Consider the following 20,494-nt stretch of genomic DNA (forward strand, 5'->3'; position numbering starts at 1 on the left):
CAACCGTCGGCCTGTGGCGAGGGAGCTTGCTCCCGCTGGGCCGCGAAGCGACCCCAGAAAATGGGACTGCTGCGCAGTCCAGCGGGAGCAAGCTCCCTCGCCACGGTAAAGCGCTCCTCCTTAACTGACTGGCATTAGGGCTTGCCCCTGATGGCGGCGTGTCAGTCACCGTACAGGTGCCTGAAACATCGTTATCGGGGGCAGGTTCTCTCCCACATTTTTTTGCGTGTTGGCTCTGAATTGACGTGCAAACATCAGCAGCTCTCAACCCCCAGGGGCGGCGGTGTTTTTGCCGGTGAACATCGGCCGCGGCAGTGGGGTGTGCGCTGAGCATTGTTCGGATGAAAATATCGAGGTTGAGGAATTTTCCGATAGAAATCAGCTGAAATAGAAGGACGTTGTTACCTGTTGCCCCGCTCATAACAGGAACCTATCTCACCGACTTGCCACCCATGAGTACTTGTTGGATTCAAGACCTGCGGTGACGGTCGGCAAGTACTCCATCCTTTTAATAAATGAGGCTAAACAAGATGGTCACGCTCAACACGTCTGACATCAGGCACGCTCAGGGCGCCTATAACACTCCGCAACAGCCGGATAAAACACCGGGCCAGTCAAGTCCGGAGCGATTCAATCGTTTCGGACAACTGCCGGCATTGCATGGCGTTGGTCAAACTTCCCAGTCGAGCGGCAATGATCAAAAATTGAATGAACTGTTGAAGTTGCTCGGCAGCCTCGTGATATCGCTTAAAACATGGATGAACGATGAACACGCGCTACCCGCCCCGCAGCCACCCGTAGCGCTGATACCCAAACCGCGCGTGAATGTGATGCCCAAGATGCTGATCGATGTCGCGCCGGCTGATGAGCCTGTGCAGCCCAGCAAGAGCGTATGGAAAGAACAATTGGCAGCGTTTATGAATCGACCAAACCTGGCCAGTACTCGAACCGCTTTTGATACTGAGCTTATTGAAATGTTTGCCGATAAAAACAGCACGCCGTCGAACAGGTTTTTGTCTGAAAAACCCAAAGGGCAAAAGCCCGACGATATTCGCAACGGGCTGCGCGCCACGTATGAGCATTATCCCTACCAGGGCACCACAGGCAGAGAGGAGCACGTCGCGGCGGTGAAACTTGCCATGGCCACCTTCGGGCAAAGCCCAGGTGGGGTTTTCAAGGAAGTCGTCAAGGCCGGGGACGGCTACGACGTGATGATGCGAGACAACTTCACGCTGCATATCACCCGTGAAGAACTGCAGTTGGCGGCCAGGGCGGCGAAGTTCAGTGGCGGTGATGAAGGCATGGTCAAGGATGCGCAATTTCTGTTTGGGGTGATGAGCAAGCGCCAGCACATGGAGTTGGAGCGTGAGAAGGCGACGGACCCTTTTATGAGCCTGTATGGCAACGACAGCGCTTACCACGCCCACCGGACTTACCCAGGCGTGCTGGCGGCGGCGGGAGAGGGTATTGCCGTCGACAGGGCGTTGTCGTACCTGGGGCTGAAGGAGCATCTGCAGGTCATCGATGCCGGTGCATTGGGCGCGCGCGTCGGGGTGCCATTGGACAAGGGGGCGGGAAACAAGAATGGCGCTATCTTCGAGGGGACCATGGAAGGGCAGTTATACAACACGCCGGTTTCGCCATCATTGAAGGTTGTAACGCTTCGCGACTGAGTTAATTAAACCTGCTTTTCAGACCTGCTTTTTATTAATAACTGTGTGCCGTAGTGATCATGGCGCTGTGACTTCGTGCGCCTTTTTTAAATTAGTTATGCGAGTGATAGAGGATGTTAGTGTCTAACGTTGATTATGCTGTCTCTGGCTTCGCCGAGGCGCGTGATGCCGTCATTGCTTCAGGTTTTTCCAGTGAGGTTACACCCGCCGCAGCCGTCGACTCGTTGGATAGCCTGGTAGGAGAGCTGGAGCGTTTATTAACGCTTTTATCTGCGCGATTCGAGCGGCGCATTAATAATCGCGACGAGTTCCTGAAAGGAACACCGGCGAACACGGGCGTTAAACCCAATGATATTTTCAAGAACTTTTACCAGTTGACAGAAGGTAATTGCGTAACCGTGTCCGCCATAAAAGCCGCCATGATGAGGTTCGGTCACAACCCGCACGGTATTTACGAGTCCATACAGGCCACCGATATCGGCTACCGTATTGTCATGCGTGACGCTTTCAAACTGGACATTACCCATGAAGAGTTGCGACAGGCCAAAACAGGGGCGAATTTCGGCGCCGACCAGCCCAACGATGTATGGGTCAATGCGCAGTTCTTGTATGCAGTCAGCGCCAAGCGCGCGTATCTCGAAAACAATGACGGCGAGGCCAACAAAAGTTTCGCCGCTGCGATGCACAGTTTGAATGATGGCGAGTACCCGGGGCAGGCGCTGAGGCGCCTGGGCTTAAAAGACTTCGTTGCCCCCGCCACTCTCCAGGACTTCCTGGACGGAGCCATCGGCACGGTCGCCAGCGCCTTTCATTCAATGGTAGTGGTGGACGGCTTCCTGGACAGTTATGGCCACAAACAGCCACTGAATAAACGCGACTGGAGCAGCCGTTCCGCCGTTGGCCTGAAGTTGCTCTAGCGTGCGGTCTACAGATGCGCCTGCTTACCCGCTGAGGCAGCGTGTCGGTGGTGAGCCTCAGTTCGTGCATCAAGCGCCCACCATCCACTTGGCCAAGCCGTGCCGGCCACTTACGCCGAGCTTGGCGGCGGCGCGCTTGAGGCAGGTTTCAATCGAGCTGTTTTTCACACTGAATTTTTCCGCGATCTGCGGCACGGTGCCGCCGGTGAACAGGCCCAGGCAGACCTCCTGTTCGCGTGTGGAAAGGCTGATGTCGCTCAGTTCATCCAGGCTCTACTCGCTGAGGTCCACCAGATGGATCGGTACCCATTTGTCCACAGACTCTGCGGGGTAGCGGCGAAACTTACCTGGCCGCTGCTTGAAATAAGTTCGTCCATTTCGGCGTAAAACTGTGGGTTCTGAGTGTCGGCAATGCTACGGGTCAGACTCATAGCCATTGAACACCTGTCACGCAACGGCATGCACTGCGAAAGATTGAAAAATGGAGCCCAGGCATCGCCGAGCGTTATTGCGAGATCTGGAAGAAAAAATCTTCCGTTTGCAGCTATGGGGAAAAACGCTGGTTTTTCACGTTGTCGCTGCTTTGTGTTGGCGCTGATCTCGTCATTCTTGATGAGCCAACTGCTGGGGTAGATCCCGAGTTTCGGTATCACATCTGGAAGTGTCTGGAGGGAGCGGCGGCGGAGGGGGTCGCAGTGCTGGTTTCGTCGCATAACGTCGACGAGGTTGTCACTCACTGCGATGATTTTTACATGCTTAGTCAACGACGTTTTAACCGCTTTACCGATGCGGCTGACTTCATGCGCACGTATGAAGCCAGCAGTCTGGATGAAGCGTTTATTCATGCGGCCAGTAATGCCCTGTTGGAATAAACGCCACACTCCCTCCCGACCGCTTCTGAAACAACCGCTCCCCATTATCCGGCTGCGTCGTCACCACCTGATGATCAGCCCCCAGAAACGCCAACGGCTCGGGGTCTTGCCTGGAATATTGTGTGACGATAATCGTGTGCTGCGGATCAAAGCCCTGGCCGCTGGTTTTTTCCAGCCAGGCCATGAACGCGGTGCTGTCGCCGTGGCGCGGGAAGTCTTGGGTTTCGCTCACGTAGTAGAACGGCTTGCCACCGTTTTGCAGGTACATCGGCAATTTGTTGTCCACTTCCACGAGTACCAGTTGCCATTGGTTCCAGGGTGCGCTTTTCACCGCCTGGGCTTGTACGTCTTCGGCGAAGCGGGTGACGCCGCCGTTGCCGGTGCTCCAGGGATAGAGGACGCCCAGCACCAACAGCAGCAGGCCTGCGGCGATGCCGAAGCTTTTTTGCCAGCGCGGCCAACGGGTCGGTTGTTGGCGCAGGCGTTCGCTCAGCCACCAGGCGGCGAGCAATTGGGCGAAGGGCACCAGAGGCAGTACGTAGTAACTGCGTCGGCTGCCGCTGGCGGTGAAGAAGACGAACAACAGGCCCAGGCCCCACACCAGCCAGCGTACGTTGGGCGGTGTGCGGTGCCAGTGACGCAGGGCGAGCCACGCGCCGAGTATCCAGCACGGCGCCCAGGGCAGGGTGTAGACCGGCAGGTAGATCAGGTAGGTGTAGATCGGACCCATGTGGTCGAAGGGATCGAAGAAGCGCACCACATTTTCACGAAACACCAGCTCCAGGCCGCTCTCGCCGTAGGCAGGGGCGCCGTAGCGGTGGGACAGCACGAACGGGATGGCGTAGAACGCGCCGGCGATCAGCACGGCCAGTACCAGCCGCAGGTTGAGGTGGCGTTTGTAGCGGTGTTGGCTGAGCAGGTGCGGCAGCAGCACCAGCCCTGGCAATACGAAGCCGATCAAGCCTTTGAACAGCGATGTAGCCGCCAGCAACAGGAAGAAAACGGTATAGCGCCCCAGCCGAGTGTCGTCCGGCCCACGCCAATACCACCAGACCGCCGCCAGCACGCCGCACACGGTCAGCACGTCGGCCGTGGCCACTCGGGCCCAGAACAGGAAGTAGAAGGTGGTGGCGAGCATCCATCCGGCGATCAACCCGGTGCCTTTGCGAAACAGCTGTTCGCCGATCAGGTACACCAGCCAGATGCTCAGCCATGCTGCGATCACCGATGACAGGCGCAGTGACCACGGGCCGAGGCCACCCATCAGGTTGGCGAAGCCGGTGATCAGCCAGTAAGAGGGCAGGGGTTTGTCGTAATAGGGGGCGCCTTTCAGATACGGATCGAAGTAGTCACCGCTTTGCAGCATCTGCAGGGCAATGTTCGCCCAGCGGGTTTCCGGCCCCCACAGGTCGCGGCTGCCCAGGCCCAGCAGCAGGAGCAGGGCCGAGACACCCAGTAATAAGGCAAGGGCGCCGCGTTCGGTTTTCCAGAAGCGCATGGGCAGGTCCTGTTGAGGGCGATCAAGGTTGATGAGGGTAGATCGTCAGTACCAGGTTGCCCTTGCGGTAGCGCTTGCCACCGGGCGGCAGTTGGCCTTCCTCACGGTGTTCGCTGGTGCTTTTGACGCGCATCAGCACGCCTACCGAGCCCTGCTTGCGGGCCTCGGTCAACCAGGACTGAACGTTGTCCAGCGTGACCTTGCGCTGTTGCGCATCGGGGTAGTCCAGGCCGTAGCGCAGTTCACCGGCGGTGTTGTAGAGCGCCACCTGTGGCCGGCGCAGGCGCCACGCCAGGGCAGACGCCGAGCCCAGTTCGTTGCTCAGTAAGGCATGGGTTTGTTGCAGTTCATCCAGATGTTCAAGCACGAACTGGTCGGGCATTTCGTTATCCGCGATGATTTGCGGCATGCCCACCGGCAGCAGCGCCACCAGCAGGCCTATGCCCAGCGCCGGCATCGCCCATAACGTCAACGGGCGCATCGCTTGCAGCAGGTTGGTCAAAATCCAGCCCAGCAGCACGATAAAGGTCAGGGACAGGCTGAACATTTCGGCGTGGCTGTTGCTGTAGACCGGGTTGGCGATCTGCAGGTAAATCAACGTCACCATGGCCGCCATGCCGAGGGCGAAGTTGAGCGCGCCGTTGATGGCGATCGCACGGGTTTTGTGTTGGTCGATCAGGTCGATCAAGGCATGGCCCATCAGCAGCGCCAGGGGCAGCAGGCACGGCATGATGTAGGTCGGCAGCTTGCCGCTGCTCAGGCTGAAAAAGCCCAGGGGCAGCAATAGCCACAGGCCGAGAAAGGCAATGGCTGGCTGGCGTCTGTCCTTCCACGCTTTGAACAGGGCGGTGGGCAACAGTGCAGACCAGGGCAGGCATGCGACCACCATGATCGGCAGGAAAAACCAGAACGGCCGCGCATGCTGCGCAGTGTCCGAGGCGAAGCGGCGGATGTGTTCATGCCAGAAGAAAAAGCGCCAGTAGTCCGGTTCCCGCACATGGATCGCCAACGCCCACGGCAGGCAGACCAGAACTGCGACCAGGATCGCCAGAGGGCCGTAACGCAACAACTCGCCGAAGCGGCGCTGCCAAATCAGGTAGGGCAGGGCGACCAACACCGGCAGCAGCCACGCCAGAAAGCCCTTGGTCATGAAGCCCACGCCGCACGCCAGCCCCAGTAAGGCCCAGGCACCCAGACGAGCGCGTGGCGTGGCGCTGTCGAGGGCAAACCAGAGCGCGACCAGGCTCAGGTTGACCCAGAACGTGAATTGCGGATCGAGGTTGGAATACCCGGCTTGCCCGGCCACCAGGCCAAAGCTCATGTAGAGCAGAGCGCAGGCGAAGCTTTTACGCGGGTCGTTCCACAGGCGGCGTGCAATCAGGTAGCCCAACAGCACACTCAGCGCCGTGCTCAGGACAGAGGCGATACGCACGCCGAACAGGTTCTCGCCAAACATGGCCTGGCCCAGGGCAATCAGCCAATAGCCCGCGGCCGGTTTCTCAAAATAACGCAGCCCCATGAAGTGCGGCGCCACCCAGTTGCCGCTCATCAGCATCTCCTGGCTGACCTGGGCGTAGCGGGTTTCATCCGGGATCCACAAACCGTGCAAGCCCAAAGGCAGCACGAAGAAAACGATCAGGCCAAGCACCAGCACCGGCAAGGGTTTCAATCGGCTCATGAAAGCCTCGCTGCTTGACGTTCAGTTACGTGCGCAAAGTTTAAATAATTAAAGGCGTCGAGCATCTGGAGGGTCACTAATTCATTGGGAAGTTAGGGCGTCCTGAACTAACAGGCGCACTTAAAATGCCAGACGCAGGCTGTCGTCTTGCTGAACGCAATACCCGGCAATATGTAAAAAAGTGTGTTTAAAGTTGCTTCAGTGCGGCAGCCCATTCGTGGCTTTTCATAGTGCCGATGGCGTTGAGTTTGCCGTTGGGCAATACCTGCACGAAGAGGGCGCTGCCGTACTCGGCGGCCTGCGCGTGGGGATAGCCGAGTGCCTCCTGGAAATCACTCATGCAGGCGCTGTGGGTGATCAGCATCAGGTTGCGATCCGCCTGTTTATGGCCGAGGATTTCCTCGCCCATGGCGTTTCCGCAGATAGCGAGGGGGCCAGGGGACAGCTCGGTCTTGCCGAACATGAACAGCGACGTCTGCGCGGTGCGCGTGGTGGGGCTGCTGAGCACGTCGGTGCGCTCCATGCCCAGTGTTTCAAAGGCCATTCCCAGCTCGGCCGCGCGTTGCGTGCCATTGAGGGTCAGGCCGTCGGCCGGCCCGTAGCAGGGGTTGTTCGATCGGTCGCAGCGCTCTTCATGACGCACCAGCACGATCAGGTCGCCGTTGCGCCAACTGGCCAGCACCCCGGAGGTGACCAGGCGGTTGCCTATGCCCAAATCTTGCGGTGACCTTGGCCAGAATAAAAAACCGCTCACCAGCAGTGCGAACACGACGACGCTCGCCACCGGCACCCTGAATTTTTTCAGGCGTTTTAACCTGGCCCCTCGGGGTTTGGTCAGGGTAATGTCCGCCACGCTGTTCACCATTGGCATGAATGATTGTTTTGTTGTTAAAAGACTGAGGCAACTAATACGGCGGGTACTCGTAGTAGTGGAGCAGAAGCCTGTCACAAGGGGGCTGTCTTTGAGCTGAACATGTGAGTAGTAAGAAACACCGTTTGGGGCAACTTTAAAGTTTTCGGTTAATTATGCTTGGGTGGGGAATTTAAAGTGTTGAGGGTGGGCAAGCGGTGAAATCAATGTGAAAAAATTGCGTAGGCGCGCTCAGCAGCCGTTATTCTCGTTTGCAGTCCTTAACCCGAGTGTTCGTATGTTGCAGGTAGACGGTGTTGTAAAAAACTACGCCACCCCCCAAGGCGCGCTGGCGGTGCTGGCGGGTGTCGACCTGCACCTGGGTGCGCGCAGCAGCCTGGCGCTGATGGGCGAATCCGGCAGCGGCAAGAGCACCTTGCTGCACCTGGTGGCCGGGCTGGACCGTGTGGACGGCGGCAGTATTCTGGTCGGTGGCCAGCGCCTGGATCGTCTCAACGAAGGGCAGTTGGCCCATTGGCGCCGCACCGAAATCGGCCTGGTGTTCCAGCAGTTCAATTTGATCGGCAGTTTGCGTGTCGAGGACAACCTCGCGTTCCAGGCGCGCCTGGCCGGGCGTTTCGATCCGCAGTGGCAGGCGCAGTTGGTGGAACGCCTGGGGCTGGGCGACTTGCTCAAGCGTTACCCCGAGCAGCTGTCCGGCGGCCAGCAACAGCGGGTGGCGGTGGGCCGCGCACTGGCGTCCCGGCCCGGTTTGCTGTTGGCCGATGAACCCACCGGCAACCTTGACGAAACCACCAGCGATGAAGTGCTGCAACTGCTGCTCGACCTGCTGCGCGACAGCCCCACCAGCCTGTTGATGGTCACCCACAGCCCGCGTCTGGCTGCACGCCTGGATCAGCAGGTCGTGCTGCACCACGGCCGCGTCGTGCCGATGGAGCCGCGCTGAGATGGCGGTGTTCTACTGGGCGCTGCGTGCGTTGTTGAGCCATTGGCGGCGCCATCCCGTGCAGTTTTTCAGCGTGTTGACCGGCCTGTGGCTGGCCACCGCGCTATTGACCGGCGTGCAAGCCCTCAACAGCCAGGCGCGGGACGGTTACGCGCGCGCCAGCCAGTTGATCGGCGGCGAACCTCAAGCCAGCTTGAGCGCGCCGGACGATGCCGGATTCCCGCAAGCGTTGTTCGCCGACCTGCGCCGTGCCGGGTGGCCGGTGTCTCCGGTGGTGCAGGGCCGGGTCGTGCTCAAGGGGCATGAACAGCAGCGTCTGCAATTGATGGGCATCGAGCCGGTGTCGTTACCCGGTAGCGGCAGCGTGGCGGGGCAGCGCTTGAGCCAGGCACAGATGCTGGCGTTTTTCGAGGCGCCGGGGCGCACCTGGATTGCCGCGCAGACCTTGCAGGCGCTCGGCTTGCATGAAGGCGAGCAACCGCTGACGGCCAACGGGCAACGCCTGCCGCCGTTGCAGGTTCAAGCGGACATGGCCCCCGGCATGCTGCTCACCGATATCGGTTTCGCCCAACCGCTGCTCGACATGCCCGGGCGGCTGTCGCGCCTGCTGGTGGACAACACCTTCGCCGCCCGCCATCCCACGCCGCCTGCCGGGCTGCAACTCAAGCAGGGCGACGACAATAACCTCTCGCGCCTTACCGAAAGCTTTCACCTGAACCTCGACGCCTTGGGCTTTTTGTCTTTTGTGGTGGGGCTGTTTATCGTGCACGCGGCCATCGGCCTGGCCCTTGAGCAACGCCGGGGCCTGCTGCGCACCTTGCGTGCCTGCGGGGTCAGCGCACGGATGCTGATCCTGAGCCTGGGGGTGGAACTGGGGTTCCTGGCGTTGCTTGGCGGCATGCTCGGTGTGGCCAGCGGTTACCTGCTCGCCAGTCTGTTGCTGCCGGATGTGGCTGCCAGCTTGCGCGGGCTGTACGGCGCCGAAGTCGCAGGCCAACTGAGCTTGAGCCCCTGGTGGTGGTTGGCGGGCCTGGGCTTGAGCCTGGTGGGTGCGTTGCTCGCCGGGGCCGGCAGCCTGTGGCGCGCGGCACGCTTGCCGCTGCTGGCGCTGGCCAACGCCCAGGCCTGGCATGAGGCCCATGGCCGTTGGTTGCAACGCCAGGGCTGGGTGGCGGGTGCGGCGCTGCTGGTTGCGCTGCTGGCCTTGTGGCGCGGCAACAGCCTGGCCGCCGGGTTTGTGCTGATGGCGGCGCTGCTGCTGGGCGCCGCACTCGGCCTTCCGGTGCTGCTCAATGCGTTGTTGAAGGGCGTGCTGGGGCGCAGTCGTTCGGTGCTGGGCCAGTGGTTTCTCGCCGATTGCCGCCAGCAACTGCCGGCCTTGAGCCTGGCGCTGATGGCGCTGCTGTTGGCCCTGGCGGCGAATATCGGCGCAGGCTCCATGACTTCGGGTTTTCGCAGCACGTTCAATAATTGGCTGGAGCAGCGTCTCACCGCCGAGCTGTACCTCAACCCGCAAAATCCAGCCCAGGCGCAGCAGCTTCAGGCCTGGCTGACGCAACAACCGCAGGTGCAGGCAGTGCTGCCCAGCTGGCAGGTCGCGGTGCAGTTGCAAGGGTGGCCGGCGGAGGTGTTCGGCGTGGTCGACGACCCCACCTATCGCCAGCACTGGCCGTTGCTGGAGGCGACAAGCACGCCCTGGGACCGCCTGCTGCAAGACGACAGTGTGATGCTCAGCGAGCAATTGGCGCGACGCTTGAATGTGGGGCTGGGCGACACACTTCAAGTGCCCACGCCCCATGGCCCGTGGGCACCCAAAATCGTCGGGATCTACGCCGACTACGGCAACCCCAAAGGCCATCTGCTGGTCAACGTCAAACACTTGCTCGCGCATTGGCCGACGCTGTCACCGGTGCGTTTCAACCTGCGCGTGGCGCCGCAAGACGTACAGCCGCTGGTGCGCGAAGTGCAGCGCCAATTCGGCCTGGAAGACAGCCGCATCGTCGATCAACAGCAACTCAAGGGGTGGTCCAGCCAGGTATTTGAACGCACTTTCGCCGCCACCGCCGCGTTGAACAGCCTGACCCTTGGCGTCGCCGGTGTGGCGCTGTTCATCAGCCTGCTCACCCAAAGCCAGAGTCGCCTCGGCCAACTGGCGCCGTTGTGGGCGCTGGGGGTGACGCGCCGCCAACTGATGCTGCTCAACCTGGGCCAGACCTGGCTGCTGGCGGTACTCACCCTGGTGCTGGCGTTGCCGTTGGGGGTGCTGTTGGCGTGGTGCCTGGATGCGGTGATCAACGTGCAAGCCTTTGGTTGGCGCCTGCCGTTGCAAGTGTTTCCGTGGCAACTGGCGCAGTTGATGGGGCTGGCGATGCTTGCCACTTTGCTCGCATCGGCCTGGCCGTTATGGCAGCTGTATCGCAGCCGCCCGGCGGATTTGTTGAGGACGTTTGCCCATGAAGATTAAAGCGTTGGCGTGGGCGGCTTTGTTGCTGCTGAGCGCGTGCGACAAGGCGCCCGAGCCCGAAGAAAGCTTCGCCGGCCTGGGCAGCGATGCGGCCGATTTCGTCCAGGTGGTGCCCGGTAAAGTCTTCACCTTCCCCGACGACCACGGCCCGCACCCAGGCTTTCGCATCGAATGGTGGTACGTCACCGCCAACCTCAAGGACGCCCAGGGCAACATTTTCGGCGTGCAATGGACCTTGTTTCGCAATGCCCTGAAAGCGGGGGCGACGCAACCGGGCTGGCGCGATTCAACCCTCTGGCTTGGCCATGCCGCCGTCACCTCCGCCACCCGCCACTACGCCGCCGAGCGCTTCGCCCGTGGCGGTGTCGGCCAGGCCGGGGCGCAGGCGCTGCCATTCAACGCCTGGATTGATGACTGGAACTTCGCCACCCGCCCAGGCGCCGCCAACCCCTTGGCCGACCTGCAACTCAAGGCCAACGGCGCGCAGTTCGCCTACGACCTGCAACTGACTTCCAGCCGCCCGCTGGTGCTGCAAGGCGATAACGGCTACAGCCGCAAATCCGACCAGGGCCAGGCGTCCTATTACTACAGCCAGCCGTTTTTCAGCGCCAACGGCAGCCTCACTATTGACGGCCGCACCTACCAGGTCAGCGGCCCCGCCTGGCTCGACCGCGAATGGAGCAGCCAGCCCCTGGCCGCCAGCCAGACCGGTTGGGACTGGTTCTCCCTGCACCTGGACCGCGGCGAACAACTGATGCTGTTTCGCGTGCGGCAAAAGGACGGTGGCGGTTATCTCACCGGCACCTGGATCGACGCCCAGGGACGCACCGAGACCCTGCACAACGCCGATATCCAACTGGCGCCACTGACCACAACCGACATTGACGGGCGCAGTATTCCGACGCGCTGGTCGCTGAAAATTCCCGGCAAGCACCTGGACATCACCACCGAGGCCGTCAACCCGAAGGCGTGGATGAACCTGGGGATTCCTTACTGGGAAGGGCCGGTGAAATTCGACGGTGGGGTGGGGTATTTGGAGATGACCGGGTATTAGGTGGTGTCATCGGCACCTTCGGAAAGGTCGACAGAATTTAAGAAAGTACTGTACATAAAAACAGTATTGTCCTACATTCCATCCCAGGTGACCGGATGTCGCCGATCACCTGAGCTTCAATTTTTTAACTATGGATGGATAAAAAATGAAATCGAAAAAAGCCCTTATGCTAGGCGCGGCCATGATGGCCTCCTGCTTTGTCTCGGCCTTCGCCCTGGCTGATCAAGCGCATCAGAAACTCAGTGCCGACGCGGTCAAGCAGGCCGTGAACAAAGCGCTTAAACCCGGCGGCAAGCCGGATGCGTCGAAGGTGTCGGCTGAGCTCAAGCGAAAACTGTTGGCGGCCAAGTCCGGCCAGTCCAATACAGTGACCAAAGCCCTCAAATCCGCGCCGTTCGACAGTGTGGTCGGTGAGCTGAAAAAGCCGGCGCAAAGCGAACTGAAAAGCGCGGCTGTCGCGGCGTTTGAACCGTTGTTTCCAACCCTGGATATCAACACGCTCTACACCGTCGATGCGGTGCAGGCCGGTAACGAATTTGCCTACCACTTCAACCTGCCGCAGAACGCGCGGGTGCAGGTGCAACTGGTCAACCAGAGTGCAGGCGCGGATATGTCGCTGACCCTGTTTCAGGATGACGGCCAGGGCAATCTGAGTGTGGTGGGTTCTTCGGATGCCGCAGGCAATGCCGATGAATACCTCAACGGTGTACTGCCGGCCGGCGACTACTACTGGTACATGGTGGCCAAGGTCGCCGATAACGCGCAGTTCAGTTTCGGCGTGGCGGCGGACAGCAACATCGACGCATTCGAGCCCAACGACAGCGCACAAACCGCGTTCGCGTTGCCCGACTCGATGAACAAGGTCAGCGGTAACCTCGACAATGCCGGCGATGTCGATTACTTCGACTTCAAGGCGGTACGTGGCCAAAGCGTGAGCATGTACCTGGCGGGCGATGAGAACGGCAGCCGTGACCAGTGGATCTTCGACCGCTTCGATGGCGCCAATTGGGTCACCGTGCCGGCCGGTTCTACCTCCACTTATCCGAGCGTTGCGCCGGGTACCACGGTGAAGGTGCGTGTGCGGGCCAATCCGGCTGCGGTGCAGGACCCAAGCAAGTATTACCAGTTGAGCCTGGGTTCCTCGCCGCGCCTGAACGCCAGCAGTGTCAAAGGTGACAATATCGTGCGGGTGCCGGTGAGCGAAATGCCGCTGGCCACACAAACCGCGCGGCTGTTGAACTGGTCGACCCAGTGGTCGGACTCCACCGGCGCGCCGCTGTTGGGCGTCACACCGGTGTTGCGCGTGGATAACCACTTTGTCGACTTCAACTACCGCTGGGTCGACTACAAGGCGACCACCAACAGCGCGGGCGTGTCCGAGGCCACGGCCAATATCGGCACTTGCGTCGGTGATTACACCACGGTGATCAACGACAGCAGCACCGGTGTGCCGTACAAGTGGAGGACCACCTACAACCAGGGTGGCTGGCGCATCGAGCTGGCCGAATTCCCCGGCGTGGGTGTTGGCGGTGACAACGTGCAGTACGTCAGCCTGGGGCATATCTGCGACCAGGACATCGTCCACTGACAGGGTGATGTGAAACAGAAGGGGCAGCCTCCAGGGGCTGCCCCTTTTTTTGCGCCGTTGTCCCGCAAATGTTGCAGGGCTGCCCTGATCCCAGTCAGTCACGAAAGCGCTCTGCATTGTGGTGAGGGACTTTTTCTTGTTCATCGCTGGGCTGCTAAAGGAAACACCCGCAGGCCCAGGGTGATTCAAATCAGCGGGTCCCAGCGCTGCGACCAATCGCCTTCGGCCTTGACCACCTCGCGCAACAACGTCAACGCCTGCTGCAGCACCGCCGAATCCCGTGCGCGCGAGTACACCAGGTAGGTCGGGAAGCTGAACTCCGGCGCCTTGGCCACCCGCTGCATCACGCCGCTGTCCAGGTAGCTCTGCACCACCCGCGTGCGGAAATACCCCGCGCCGCCGTTCTCCAGGATGTACTGCAACGCCAGCGGCCCCAGGTTGAAAGTCACCGCGGCGCGCGCTCGGTCGGGCAGGGCGGCGTCGTGCTGCTGGCGAAAGCCCGGGCCCCAATCGATATACACGTAGGGCTCGGGCTTGCTTGCCAGTTGCACCAGGATCAATTTTTCTTCCAGCACCTGCTCCACCTGCAAGCCCGGCCAGTACTGCGGCTGGAACACCAGTGCCGCGTCGAGCACACCCAGTTCCAACTGGCGCAGCAGATACTCGCCTTCACGCACTTCCGTGCGCAGCGCGTGCCCCGGAATCCGCTCGCGCAGCGCCTTGGCCCAGCCCAGCATCAACGGGTTGCACAGGCTGACTTCGCCGCCGATATGCAGCACATTGCGATAGCCATCGGGCAACGGCAGGTCGCGCTTGGCGGCTTCCCAGGTTTGCAGCAACTGGTTGGCGTACACCACGAAGGCCTCGCCATCGGCGGTCAGGCGGGCGCCGGCGCGATTGCGTACGAACAGCGTACTGCCCAACTGGTTTTCCAGGTTCTTGACCCGTGCGGTGATAGCGGTCTGGGTGACGTGCAGCTTCTCGGCCGCCGCGGCCAGGCTGCCGCAGCGGGTGATTTCGAGGAAGGTGCGTGCCAGTTCGATGTCCATGGGATGCCCTGCGAATAATTGGGGGCATTGTAGTGGAATGTGAAGTGCGCCCCAAAACCTCCCACTGTGGCGCTTAATAACCGTAGGGCCAGCGTCCACGTAAGGGTCAATCCCAGCCGCCACGGTCCAGGCACCGGGCAGTCGCCGGTGGCTGTCTGCCGTAGGCCAGAAATTCACCGAGCCAGCGGCTGACACAGCCATCGCCACGTGCCGGGGCGGGTTCTTTGAGCATCAGCAGCTCGACGCCGGAAGCGACCGGTTCGCCACGCCCGCCATTGACCAGCACCATGCGTGCGATGCGTTCGGGAAACAGCGTGCCGTAGCGGTTGCCGAGCCGCGCCGCGTCGGCATTGCCCACGTAGTTGAGCCGGGCCTCGCCCAGTTGCCCGCGCACATACTCCATGTCCAGCGCCGCCTGTTCGATGGCGTTTTCCTGGTTCAGGTCGCGAGTGCTCAGTTCGATCACGTCGTAGCGGTCTACCAACGTGCGGTAAGCCTGGGTGGCGTAAGACTCCCAGCGGCCGGCCAGATGCAGGGCAAAGGTGCTGTTTGTGGCCGTCTGCGGTTCGCCGGACTGGATAAACACCACGCCCTCACGGTTGAGCGGGTCGCGCGCGCCGACGCGTGTCACGCTCAACCGTATGCGCCCGCGCCCAGGCGCGGCACGGTCGCGGGGCACTGTCACTTGGCCGCATTGGGTGCGGGCGAGTACTTCGGGGTCGAGCCGTTCAACAGCCGGAAAGGGACAATCCAGTAACCAATTAATGGCGGTGGGCGCGATCAAGGGGTCGGCCAGGGCCAGGTGCGCGATCAGCCAGCCGCTGAGGCAGACCAGGCCTTTTCCAACAACGCTGGGTTTCATTGAGAGGTCCCGGTAAGCCGTGTGAAGGCGGCTTTTTTACCAAGGACCTCGGGGCGAATAATGTAAGGCGATTAAACGGATCGTGTAAGAAACTGGAGTTTGTTCAGCTGCCGCTCTTCCAGCCGCCGCCCAGTGCTTTGTACAACGCGATGCTGGCTTGCAGGCGCGACAGGCGCAGTTGCACATTCAAGTCCTGGGCGGCGTACAGGGTGCGTTGAGTGTCCAGCACCGTGAGCAAATCCTCGGCACCGGCCTGGTAGCGGCTTTCGGCGATGTGGAACGCGGTCTGGGCCTGTTGCAGTTCTTCGGATTGCCATTGGCGCTGCTGGTCCAGGCGGGTGATGTTGTTGAGGGCTTTTTCCACGTCGGCAAAGCCGTTGATGATCGCTCCTCGGTAGGTTTGCAGCAGCTCATCCTGGCGCGCACGGGCCTTGTCGCGTTCGGCGCTCAGGCGACCGTTGTTGAAGATGGGTGCCATCAGGCCCGAGGTCAGGGTGTAGAACGGGCTGCGCAGGATATCGTCGGCCTTGTACGCGCCCGAGCCCAGGGTGGCGCCCAACGTTACCGCAGGCAGCATCGCCGCACGGGCAACCGTGACGTCGGCACTCGCCGCCGCCAGCTGTGCCTCGGCCTGGGCGAGGTCGGGGCGCCGGCTCAATAACTGGCTCGGCACGCCGGGCCCGATGCTTGGCCAGGTCAGTGCCTGGAACGCCTCGTTGCCCAGTTCCAGCGCCTGCACGGGCTGGCCGAGCAACGCGGCGAGGGTGATCCGCGCCTCTTCGGCCTGTTGCTCAACCAGCGGTAGTTGCCGTTGCTGGCCGGCCACCAGGCTTTTCTGTTGCGCCAGTTCCAGGGCAGTGGCGGAACCGGCGTCGTAGCGGGTTTGCACCAGCTTCAGCACCGTGCGCGCATTCGTCAGGTTCAGCTCGGCGATGTGCAAGCGTTGCCGCGCGGCCAGGGTTTGCGCGTAGCGGTCGGCGACGTTGCTGAGCAGGGTCAGCTCCACGTTGGCCTGATCGAACCGGCTGGCTTGCACGCTCTGCAATGCGCTGTCCCGCGCAGCGGCTTTGCCGCCCCAGAAGTCGAGTTCGTAGCTGGCTGTGAGGTTGGCGTCATAGCTGTTGACGGTTTTGTTGCTTTCGGTGGCGTTCAGGTCTGAGTTGCCGCTGCCGCGCAGCAGCTTTTCACGGGTGGCGGTGAGGTTGAACTTAACCTCGGGCAGCAGCGGCGCGCCGGCCACCACTGCCGTTGCCTGGGCCTGACGTACGCGGGCCATGGCGGCGGCCACGTCGAAACTGTCACGTCGGGCCTGATCGATCAGGCGGTTGAGCGACGGGCTGCCAAATTGCGTCCACCAGCGCTGGTCAGTGGCTTGGTCGGCTGCGCGTTCGGCATATTGCCAGGCGGCGGGTGGCGCGATGCCGCTGTCGACGGCGGGCGGGTTGCCGGCGCAGGCACTGAGCAGCAGGCACAGGCTGAGCAAGGAAAGCCGTGTGGGTAGGAATCGTTTATTCACTGGTCAATGCCTTAACCGGGTCGAGCCGGGCAGCTTTACGGGCCGGCATAAAGCCGAATACGACGCCGGTGACCAGCGCGCAGCCAAATGCGCCGAGCATCGCCACCAGGGAAAACTGCACCGCCACGTCGGCCAGCACCAGCACGCCGCCCACCAGCAGCGCCAGGGCCAGACCGAACAGCCCGCCGACCACAGAGAGCATCACCGCCTCGGTGAGAAACTGGCGCAGAATGTCGCGCTGACGGGCGCCGGTGGCCATGCGGATACCGATTTCGCGTGTGCGTTCGCGCACGGTCATCAGCATGATATTCATCACGCCGATGCCGCCCACCAGCAGGGAGATCGACGCAATCGAGCCGAGCATCAACGACAGGGTGTTGGCCGTGCGCGCCTCGGCCTGGATCATCGCGGCGTTGTTGGTCAGGTGGTAGTCGTCCTTGCCATGGTGCAGGCGCTTGAGCAATTGATCGATGGCCTGTTCGGCGGCGTTCACGCGGGTGGCGTCGGCGGCGGCGATCACCACGTATTCCGGGTTGTAGCTGCCGAACAGGCGAATGCTGGCGGCGGAGTAGGGGATGGCAATGCGGTCATCGCTGTCTTTGTTGCCCGAGCTGGAGCCTTTTTCTTCAAGCACGCCCACCACCTGGAACGGCACGTTCTCGATCAGGATGTATTGCCCGATGGGGTTGACCAGGCCCTTGAACAACTTGTCGCGCACCCGTGCGCCGATCACTGCGACGGTGGCGGCGTTGCGTTCGTCGGCTTCGGTGAAGTAGCTGCCCTCGACCACCTGCCAGTTAAAGATGGTCGGGAAGTTGGTGTCGTTGCCGCCCACATAGGCCATGTAGTCGATGTTGCCAAAACGCACGCCGGCTTCGGCGCCGTTGACCGGCATGATCCGTTTCACCTGGGGCAGGGTGGCCAGGGCCGCCACGTCTTCGGGGGTGATGATGCCCAGGGGCGTTCGCGGGTTTGGCGACGAGCCGCTGACATACAGAATGTTCGAACCGAATGCACCCATTTGCGCCATGACCTGACGCTTGCTGCCTTCGCCCACGGCCAGCATGACCACCACCGAGGCCACCCCGATAATGATCCCGAGCAGGGTCAGCGCGGTGCGAAAACGGTTGATCCACATCACGCGCCAGGCTGCTTGCAGCGCGTCGAGCAGTTCGCCTTTCCAGGCGCCGTTTTGTTCGGCGCCGTCGGCCAGGCGCTGACGCAGGTCCACGGCCTGCAGCGCAGTGCTACCCGCTTCGGCGGGTACGCAGGTTTCGGTGTTTGCCGAGTCGCTGATGATCAGGCCGTCGCGAATTTCGATGATGCGGTTGGCCCGTGCGGCCACTTCGCGGTCGTGGGTGATAAGGATGACCACATGGCCCTGGCTCGCCAGTTCGTCGAGCAGGGTCATCACCTCGGCGCCGCTGTGGCTGTCGAGGGCACCGGTGGGTTCGTCGGCGAGGATGATGTGCCCGCCGTTCATCAGCGCACGGGCGATGGACACTCGCTGCTGCTGGCCGCCGGAAAGCTGGTGCGGCCGGTTGCCGGTGCGTTCGGCCAGGCCCAGGCGGGTGAGCAGGGCGTTGGCGCGGGCATGCCGTTCGCCGGCACTGATGCCGGCATAGATCGCCGGCATCTCGACGTTTTCCTGGGCCGAGGCCGACGGAATCAGGTGGTAACCCTGGAACACGAAACCGAAGGCTTCGCGGCGCAGCCAGGCCAGTTCGTCGCTGCCCAGGTGGGCGACGTTTTCACCGGCGAACAGGTAGTCACCTTCGCTCGGGCGGTCGAGGCAACCGAGGATATTCATCAACGTCGATTTGCCGGAACCCGACGCGCCGACGATGGCGACGAATTCCCCGGCATGGATCGACAGGGCGATGCCGCGCAACACATCGACCTGCGGGCTGTCGCCGCCGCCGTAGGATTTGCGGATGTGCTTGAGTTCGATCAGTGGCGTGGTCAACTCAACCCCCACTGCCATCGGCCGGGCCGATCAACACGTGATCGCCTTCGTTGAGGCCGTCCAACACCTGCACGCGCAAGCGGTCGCTGATGCCCAGGCGCACATTGCGTTGCTCGATGCTGCCGTTTTTTGCCACCACCCGGGCGATCTGCGTATCCGCAGTGGGCGTGCCTTGCAGCGCGGCGACCGGCACGGTGAGGGCGTCCTTGACCTGGCTTGCGACGAAAAACACTTGGGTGGTCATTTCCGCCATCAGCGCGTTATCGGCGTTGTCGACATCCAGCAATACCGTGTACAGCACCACTCGGCCGGTGCCGCTCTTGCCGGTGCTGCTCGGGCTGCCGCTGCCCTGGGTTTCGTTCAAGGGTTTGGGCGGGATCGGCAGGATCTGGCGCACGGTGCTGGCCCAGCGCCGGCTGCCGCCGCTCAACGTGGTGAAGTACGCGCTCATGCCCGGTTTGACATGGCCGATATCCGCCTCGGACACTTCGGCCCACACGGTCATCGGCGACAATTTGGCGATGCGCAGGATCAGCGGAGTTTGTTGTTGTGCGTTAAGCGTCTGGCCGACCCGCGCATCCACCGCGACCACGGTACCGGCCATCGGCGCGTAGATGCGCGTGTAGCCCAATTCTGCCTCATCGCTGCGCAGGCTGGCCCGGGCCTGGCGGATCTGTGCCTGGAACATGTCGACCCGCGCCTGGGTCGCGCTCAGTTCAGCCATGGCGGTTTGTACATCTTCTTCGCGAGTGGCGTTACCGGCGCTCAGGCGTTGCTGGCGCTGATACTTCTGGCGCGCCAATGCATGCTGGGCTTTCTGCTCCTGCAACTGAGCCTGGAGGTTTTCGATGGCGTAGCGGCTGGCATCGAGCTTGGCTTTTTGCGTCGAGGGATCGATCTCAACCAGCAATTGTCCTTCCTTTACCTGGTCGCCGGCTTCGACGTGGATCTTCTGGATCTGCCCGGAGGCCTGGGCACCCACATCCACATAACGCCTCGGTTGCAGGGTGCCCAGGGCGGTGACGCTGTTTTCGATATCACCACGGGTGACGGTGACGGTGGCCAGGGTGTCGCGGCCCGGCGCAAGGCTTTGCCAGGTGATAAACGCAACGATGGGAATCAGGCACGCCACCGCAAGCAGGGCGCGTCGGGCAGGTCGAGGGCGTTTCATGCGTAGGTTCCAGCCAGAAAAGATCGAGGCGCAGTCGCGCAGAACTGACAGGTAAACGAAGAAAATGCCTCGGGATTTAGGGCTCTTACACGCGCGGTTACAGCTTGAACGAAGAAAAAAAACGACGGTTGACGCAAGACTTCTTAAAAGTAGATGAGAATTACTATAAATTGCACACGCTCAAACTGCCATCATCCACGGGCTTGTTCCTACACGGACTGGCACCGTCGGCGCCGGGGCAGGCGCTTCGGCAACCACCGCAGGCGGGGCAGGCTCCAGCTCCGGCGGGGTCTCGGCGACTTGTTCAACCACCGGATGAGCGGCTTTTACGGCAACTTCTGTAAGTCCTTCGGTATTCATCGAGTGTCA

Annotated in this window: 14 protein-coding genes and 2 pseudogenes; 7 read left to right on the forward strand and 9 right to left on the reverse strand. The window is 61.7% G+C overall.

Annotated features, from left to right (window positions below):
- The first annotated feature begins 530 nt into the window (after window positions 1-530).
- Together Q1V60_RS09980 and Q1V60_RS09985 are read left to right on the forward strand one after the other, a co-directional pair.
- Window positions 531-1,673 carry a type III secretion protein gene (locus Q1V60_RS09980; protein WP_300629846.1) on the forward strand — a complete coding sequence of 381 codons (1,143 nt, stop codon included), beginning with the start codon at window positions 531-533 and terminating at the stop codon, window positions 1,671-1,673.
- A gap of 119 nt (window positions 1,674-1,792) precedes the next feature.
- Window positions 1,793-2,590 carry a hypothetical protein gene (locus tag Q1V60_RS09985; RefSeq protein ID WP_300629848.1) on the forward strand — a complete coding sequence of 266 codons (798 nt, stop codon included), beginning with the start codon at window positions 1,793-1,795 and terminating at the stop codon, window positions 2,588-2,590.
- Window positions 2,591-2,659: 69 nt separating this feature from the next.
- Here Q1V60_RS09985 and Q1V60_RS09990 read toward each other — a convergent pair.
- A pseudogene (locus tag Q1V60_RS09990) lies at window positions 2,660-3,021 on the reverse strand (LuxR C-terminal-related transcriptional regulator).
- A gap of 15 nt (window positions 3,022-3,036) precedes the next feature.
- Between Q1V60_RS09990 and Q1V60_RS09995 the strand changes: the two are divergent.
- Window positions 3,037-3,462: pseudogene (locus Q1V60_RS09995) on the forward strand (AAA family ATPase); the annotation flags it as partial.
- Here the strand turns inward: Q1V60_RS09995 and Q1V60_RS10000 are convergent.
- From Q1V60_RS10000 to Q1V60_RS10010, 3 genes are all read right to left on the reverse strand, one after another.
- Window positions 3,428-4,960, reverse strand: coding sequence for a glycosyltransferase family 39 protein (locus Q1V60_RS10000; RefSeq protein ID WP_300629849.1), 1,533 nt, complete (start codon window positions 4,958-4,960; stop codon window positions 3,428-3,430). The pseudogene Q1V60_RS09995 and the gene Q1V60_RS10000 sit on opposite strands and share 35 nt — an antisense overlap.
- Window positions 4,961-4,982: 22 nt before the next feature.
- Window positions 4,983-6,638 (reverse strand): lipid IV(A) 4-amino-4-deoxy-L-arabinosyltransferase, encoded by a 1,656-nt coding sequence (gene arnT / locus Q1V60_RS10005; RefSeq protein ID WP_300629850.1) that lies wholly within the window; start codon window positions 6,636-6,638, stop codon window positions 4,983-4,985.
- Between the two features lie 187 nt (window positions 6,639-6,825).
- A complete protein-coding gene (locus Q1V60_RS10010; RefSeq protein ID WP_300629867.1) occupies window positions 6,826-7,503 on the reverse strand; it encodes a histidine phosphatase family protein in 678 nt (225 codons plus the stop codon).
- Between the two features lie 283 nt (window positions 7,504-7,786).
- On the opposite strand from Q1V60_RS10010, the gene Q1V60_RS10015 reads away from it, so the two are divergent.
- The 4 genes from Q1V60_RS10015 (at window position 7,787) to Q1V60_RS10030 (ending at window position 13,561) form a co-directional block, all read left to right on the forward strand.
- Complete coding sequence (locus tag Q1V60_RS10015) at window positions 7,787-8,455, forward strand: ABC transporter ATP-binding protein (RefSeq protein WP_300629851.1); 669 nt, start codon at window positions 7,787-7,789, stop codon at window positions 8,453-8,455.
- Between the two features lies 1 nt (window position 8,456).
- Entirely contained in the window at window positions 8,457-10,919 is a 2,463-nt protein-coding gene (locus Q1V60_RS10020) for an FtsX-like permease family protein (protein ID WP_300629853.1), read from the forward strand.
- Window positions 10,909-11,973 carry a lipocalin-like domain-containing protein gene (locus Q1V60_RS10025; protein WP_300629854.1) on the forward strand — a complete coding sequence of 355 codons (1,065 nt, stop codon included), beginning with the start codon at window positions 10,909-10,911 and terminating at the stop codon, window positions 11,971-11,973. Before Q1V60_RS10020 ends, Q1V60_RS10025 begins: the two co-directional genes overlap by 11 nt.
- A gap of 145 nt (window positions 11,974-12,118) precedes the next feature.
- Window positions 12,119-13,561 (forward strand): hypothetical protein, encoded by a 1,443-nt coding sequence (locus Q1V60_RS10030; RefSeq protein WP_300629857.1) that lies wholly within the window; start codon window positions 12,119-12,121, stop codon window positions 13,559-13,561.
- Between the two features lie 185 nt (window positions 13,562-13,746).
- On the opposite strand, the gene Q1V60_RS10035 is transcribed toward Q1V60_RS10030, so the two are convergent.
- The 5 genes from Q1V60_RS10035 to Q1V60_RS10055 all read right to left on the reverse strand — a co-directional run bounded on the left by Q1V60_RS10035 (window position 13,747) and on the right by Q1V60_RS10055 (window position 20,125).
- Complete coding sequence (locus tag Q1V60_RS10035; RefSeq protein WP_300629859.1) at window positions 13,747-14,610, reverse strand: LysR family transcriptional regulator; 864 nt, start codon at window positions 14,608-14,610, stop codon at window positions 13,747-13,749.
- Window positions 14,611-14,716: 106 nt separating this feature from the next.
- Entirely contained in the window at window positions 14,717-15,472 is a 756-nt protein-coding gene (locus tag Q1V60_RS10040; RefSeq protein WP_300629861.1) for an alpha/beta hydrolase, read from the reverse strand.
- A gap of 103 nt (window positions 15,473-15,575) precedes the next feature.
- Window positions 15,576-16,988 (reverse strand): efflux transporter outer membrane subunit, encoded by a 1,413-nt coding sequence (locus tag Q1V60_RS10045; RefSeq protein WP_300629862.1) that lies wholly within the window; start codon window positions 16,986-16,988, stop codon window positions 15,576-15,578.
- Window positions 16,981-18,972 carry a MacB family efflux pump subunit gene (locus tag Q1V60_RS10050; RefSeq protein WP_300629863.1) on the reverse strand — a complete coding sequence of 664 codons (1,992 nt, stop codon included), beginning with the start codon at window positions 18,970-18,972 and terminating at the stop codon, window positions 16,981-16,983. The genes Q1V60_RS10045 and Q1V60_RS10050 overlap by 8 nt, the downstream gene beginning before the upstream one ends.
- A complete protein-coding gene (locus Q1V60_RS10055) occupies window positions 18,956-20,125 on the reverse strand; it encodes an efflux RND transporter periplasmic adaptor subunit (protein WP_300629865.1) in 1,170 nt (389 codons plus the stop codon). The genes Q1V60_RS10050 and Q1V60_RS10055 overlap by 17 nt, the downstream gene beginning before the upstream one ends.
- Window positions 20,126-20,494: the final 369 nt, after the last annotated feature.

Origin of the sequence: Pseudomonas sp., assembly GCF_030147005.1 — a bacterium.
In the GTDB taxonomy this organism is placed as follows: Bacteria; Pseudomonadota; Gammaproteobacteria; order Pseudomonadales; family Pseudomonadaceae; genus Aquipseudomonas.

Excerpts from the sequence above, each read along its gene's own strand:
- Q1V60_RS10025 (WP_300629854.1), top strand. The coding sequence starts at position 10,909 with ATGAAGATTAAAGCGTTGGCGTGGGCGGCTTTGTTGCTGCTGAGCGCG.
- Q1V60_RS10030 (WP_300629857.1), top strand. The coding sequence starts at position 12,119 with ATGAAATCGAAAAAAGCCCTTATGCTAGGCGCGGCCATGATGGCCTCC.
- Q1V60_RS10035 (WP_300629859.1), bottom strand. The coding sequence starts at position 14,610 with ATGGACATCGAACTGGCACGCACCTTCCTCGAAATCACCCGCTGCGGC.
- Q1V60_RS10020 (WP_300629853.1), top strand. The coding sequence starts at position 8,457 with ATGGCGGTGTTCTACTGGGCGCTGCGTGCGTTGTTGAGCCATTGGCGG.
- Q1V60_RS10050 (WP_300629863.1), bottom strand. The coding sequence starts at position 18,972 with ATGGCAGTGGGGGTTGAGTTGACCACGCCACTGATCGAACTCAAGCAC.
- Q1V60_RS10040 (WP_300629861.1), bottom strand. The coding sequence starts at position 15,472 with ATGAAACCCAGCGTTGTTGGAAAAGGCCTGGTCTGCCTCAGCGGCTGG.
- arnT (WP_300629850.1), bottom strand. The coding sequence starts at position 6,638 with ATGAGCCGATTGAAACCCTTGCCGGTGCTGGTGCTTGGCCTGATCGTT.
- Q1V60_RS10010 (WP_300629867.1), bottom strand. The coding sequence starts at position 7,503 with ATGGTGAACAGCGTGGCGGACATTACCCTGACCAAACCCCGAGGGGCC.
- Q1V60_RS09980 (WP_300629846.1), top strand. The coding sequence starts at position 531 with ATGGTCACGCTCAACACGTCTGACATCAGGCACGCTCAGGGCGCCTAT.
- Q1V60_RS10015 (WP_300629851.1), top strand. The coding sequence starts at position 7,787 with ATGTTGCAGGTAGACGGTGTTGTAAAAAACTACGCCACCCCCCAAGGC.
- Q1V60_RS10055 (WP_300629865.1), bottom strand. The coding sequence starts at position 20,125 with ATGAAACGCCCTCGACCTGCCCGACGCGCCCTGCTTGCGGTGGCGTGC.
- Q1V60_RS10000 (WP_300629849.1), bottom strand. The coding sequence starts at position 4,960 with ATGCGCTTCTGGAAAACCGAACGCGGCGCCCTTGCCTTATTACTGGGT.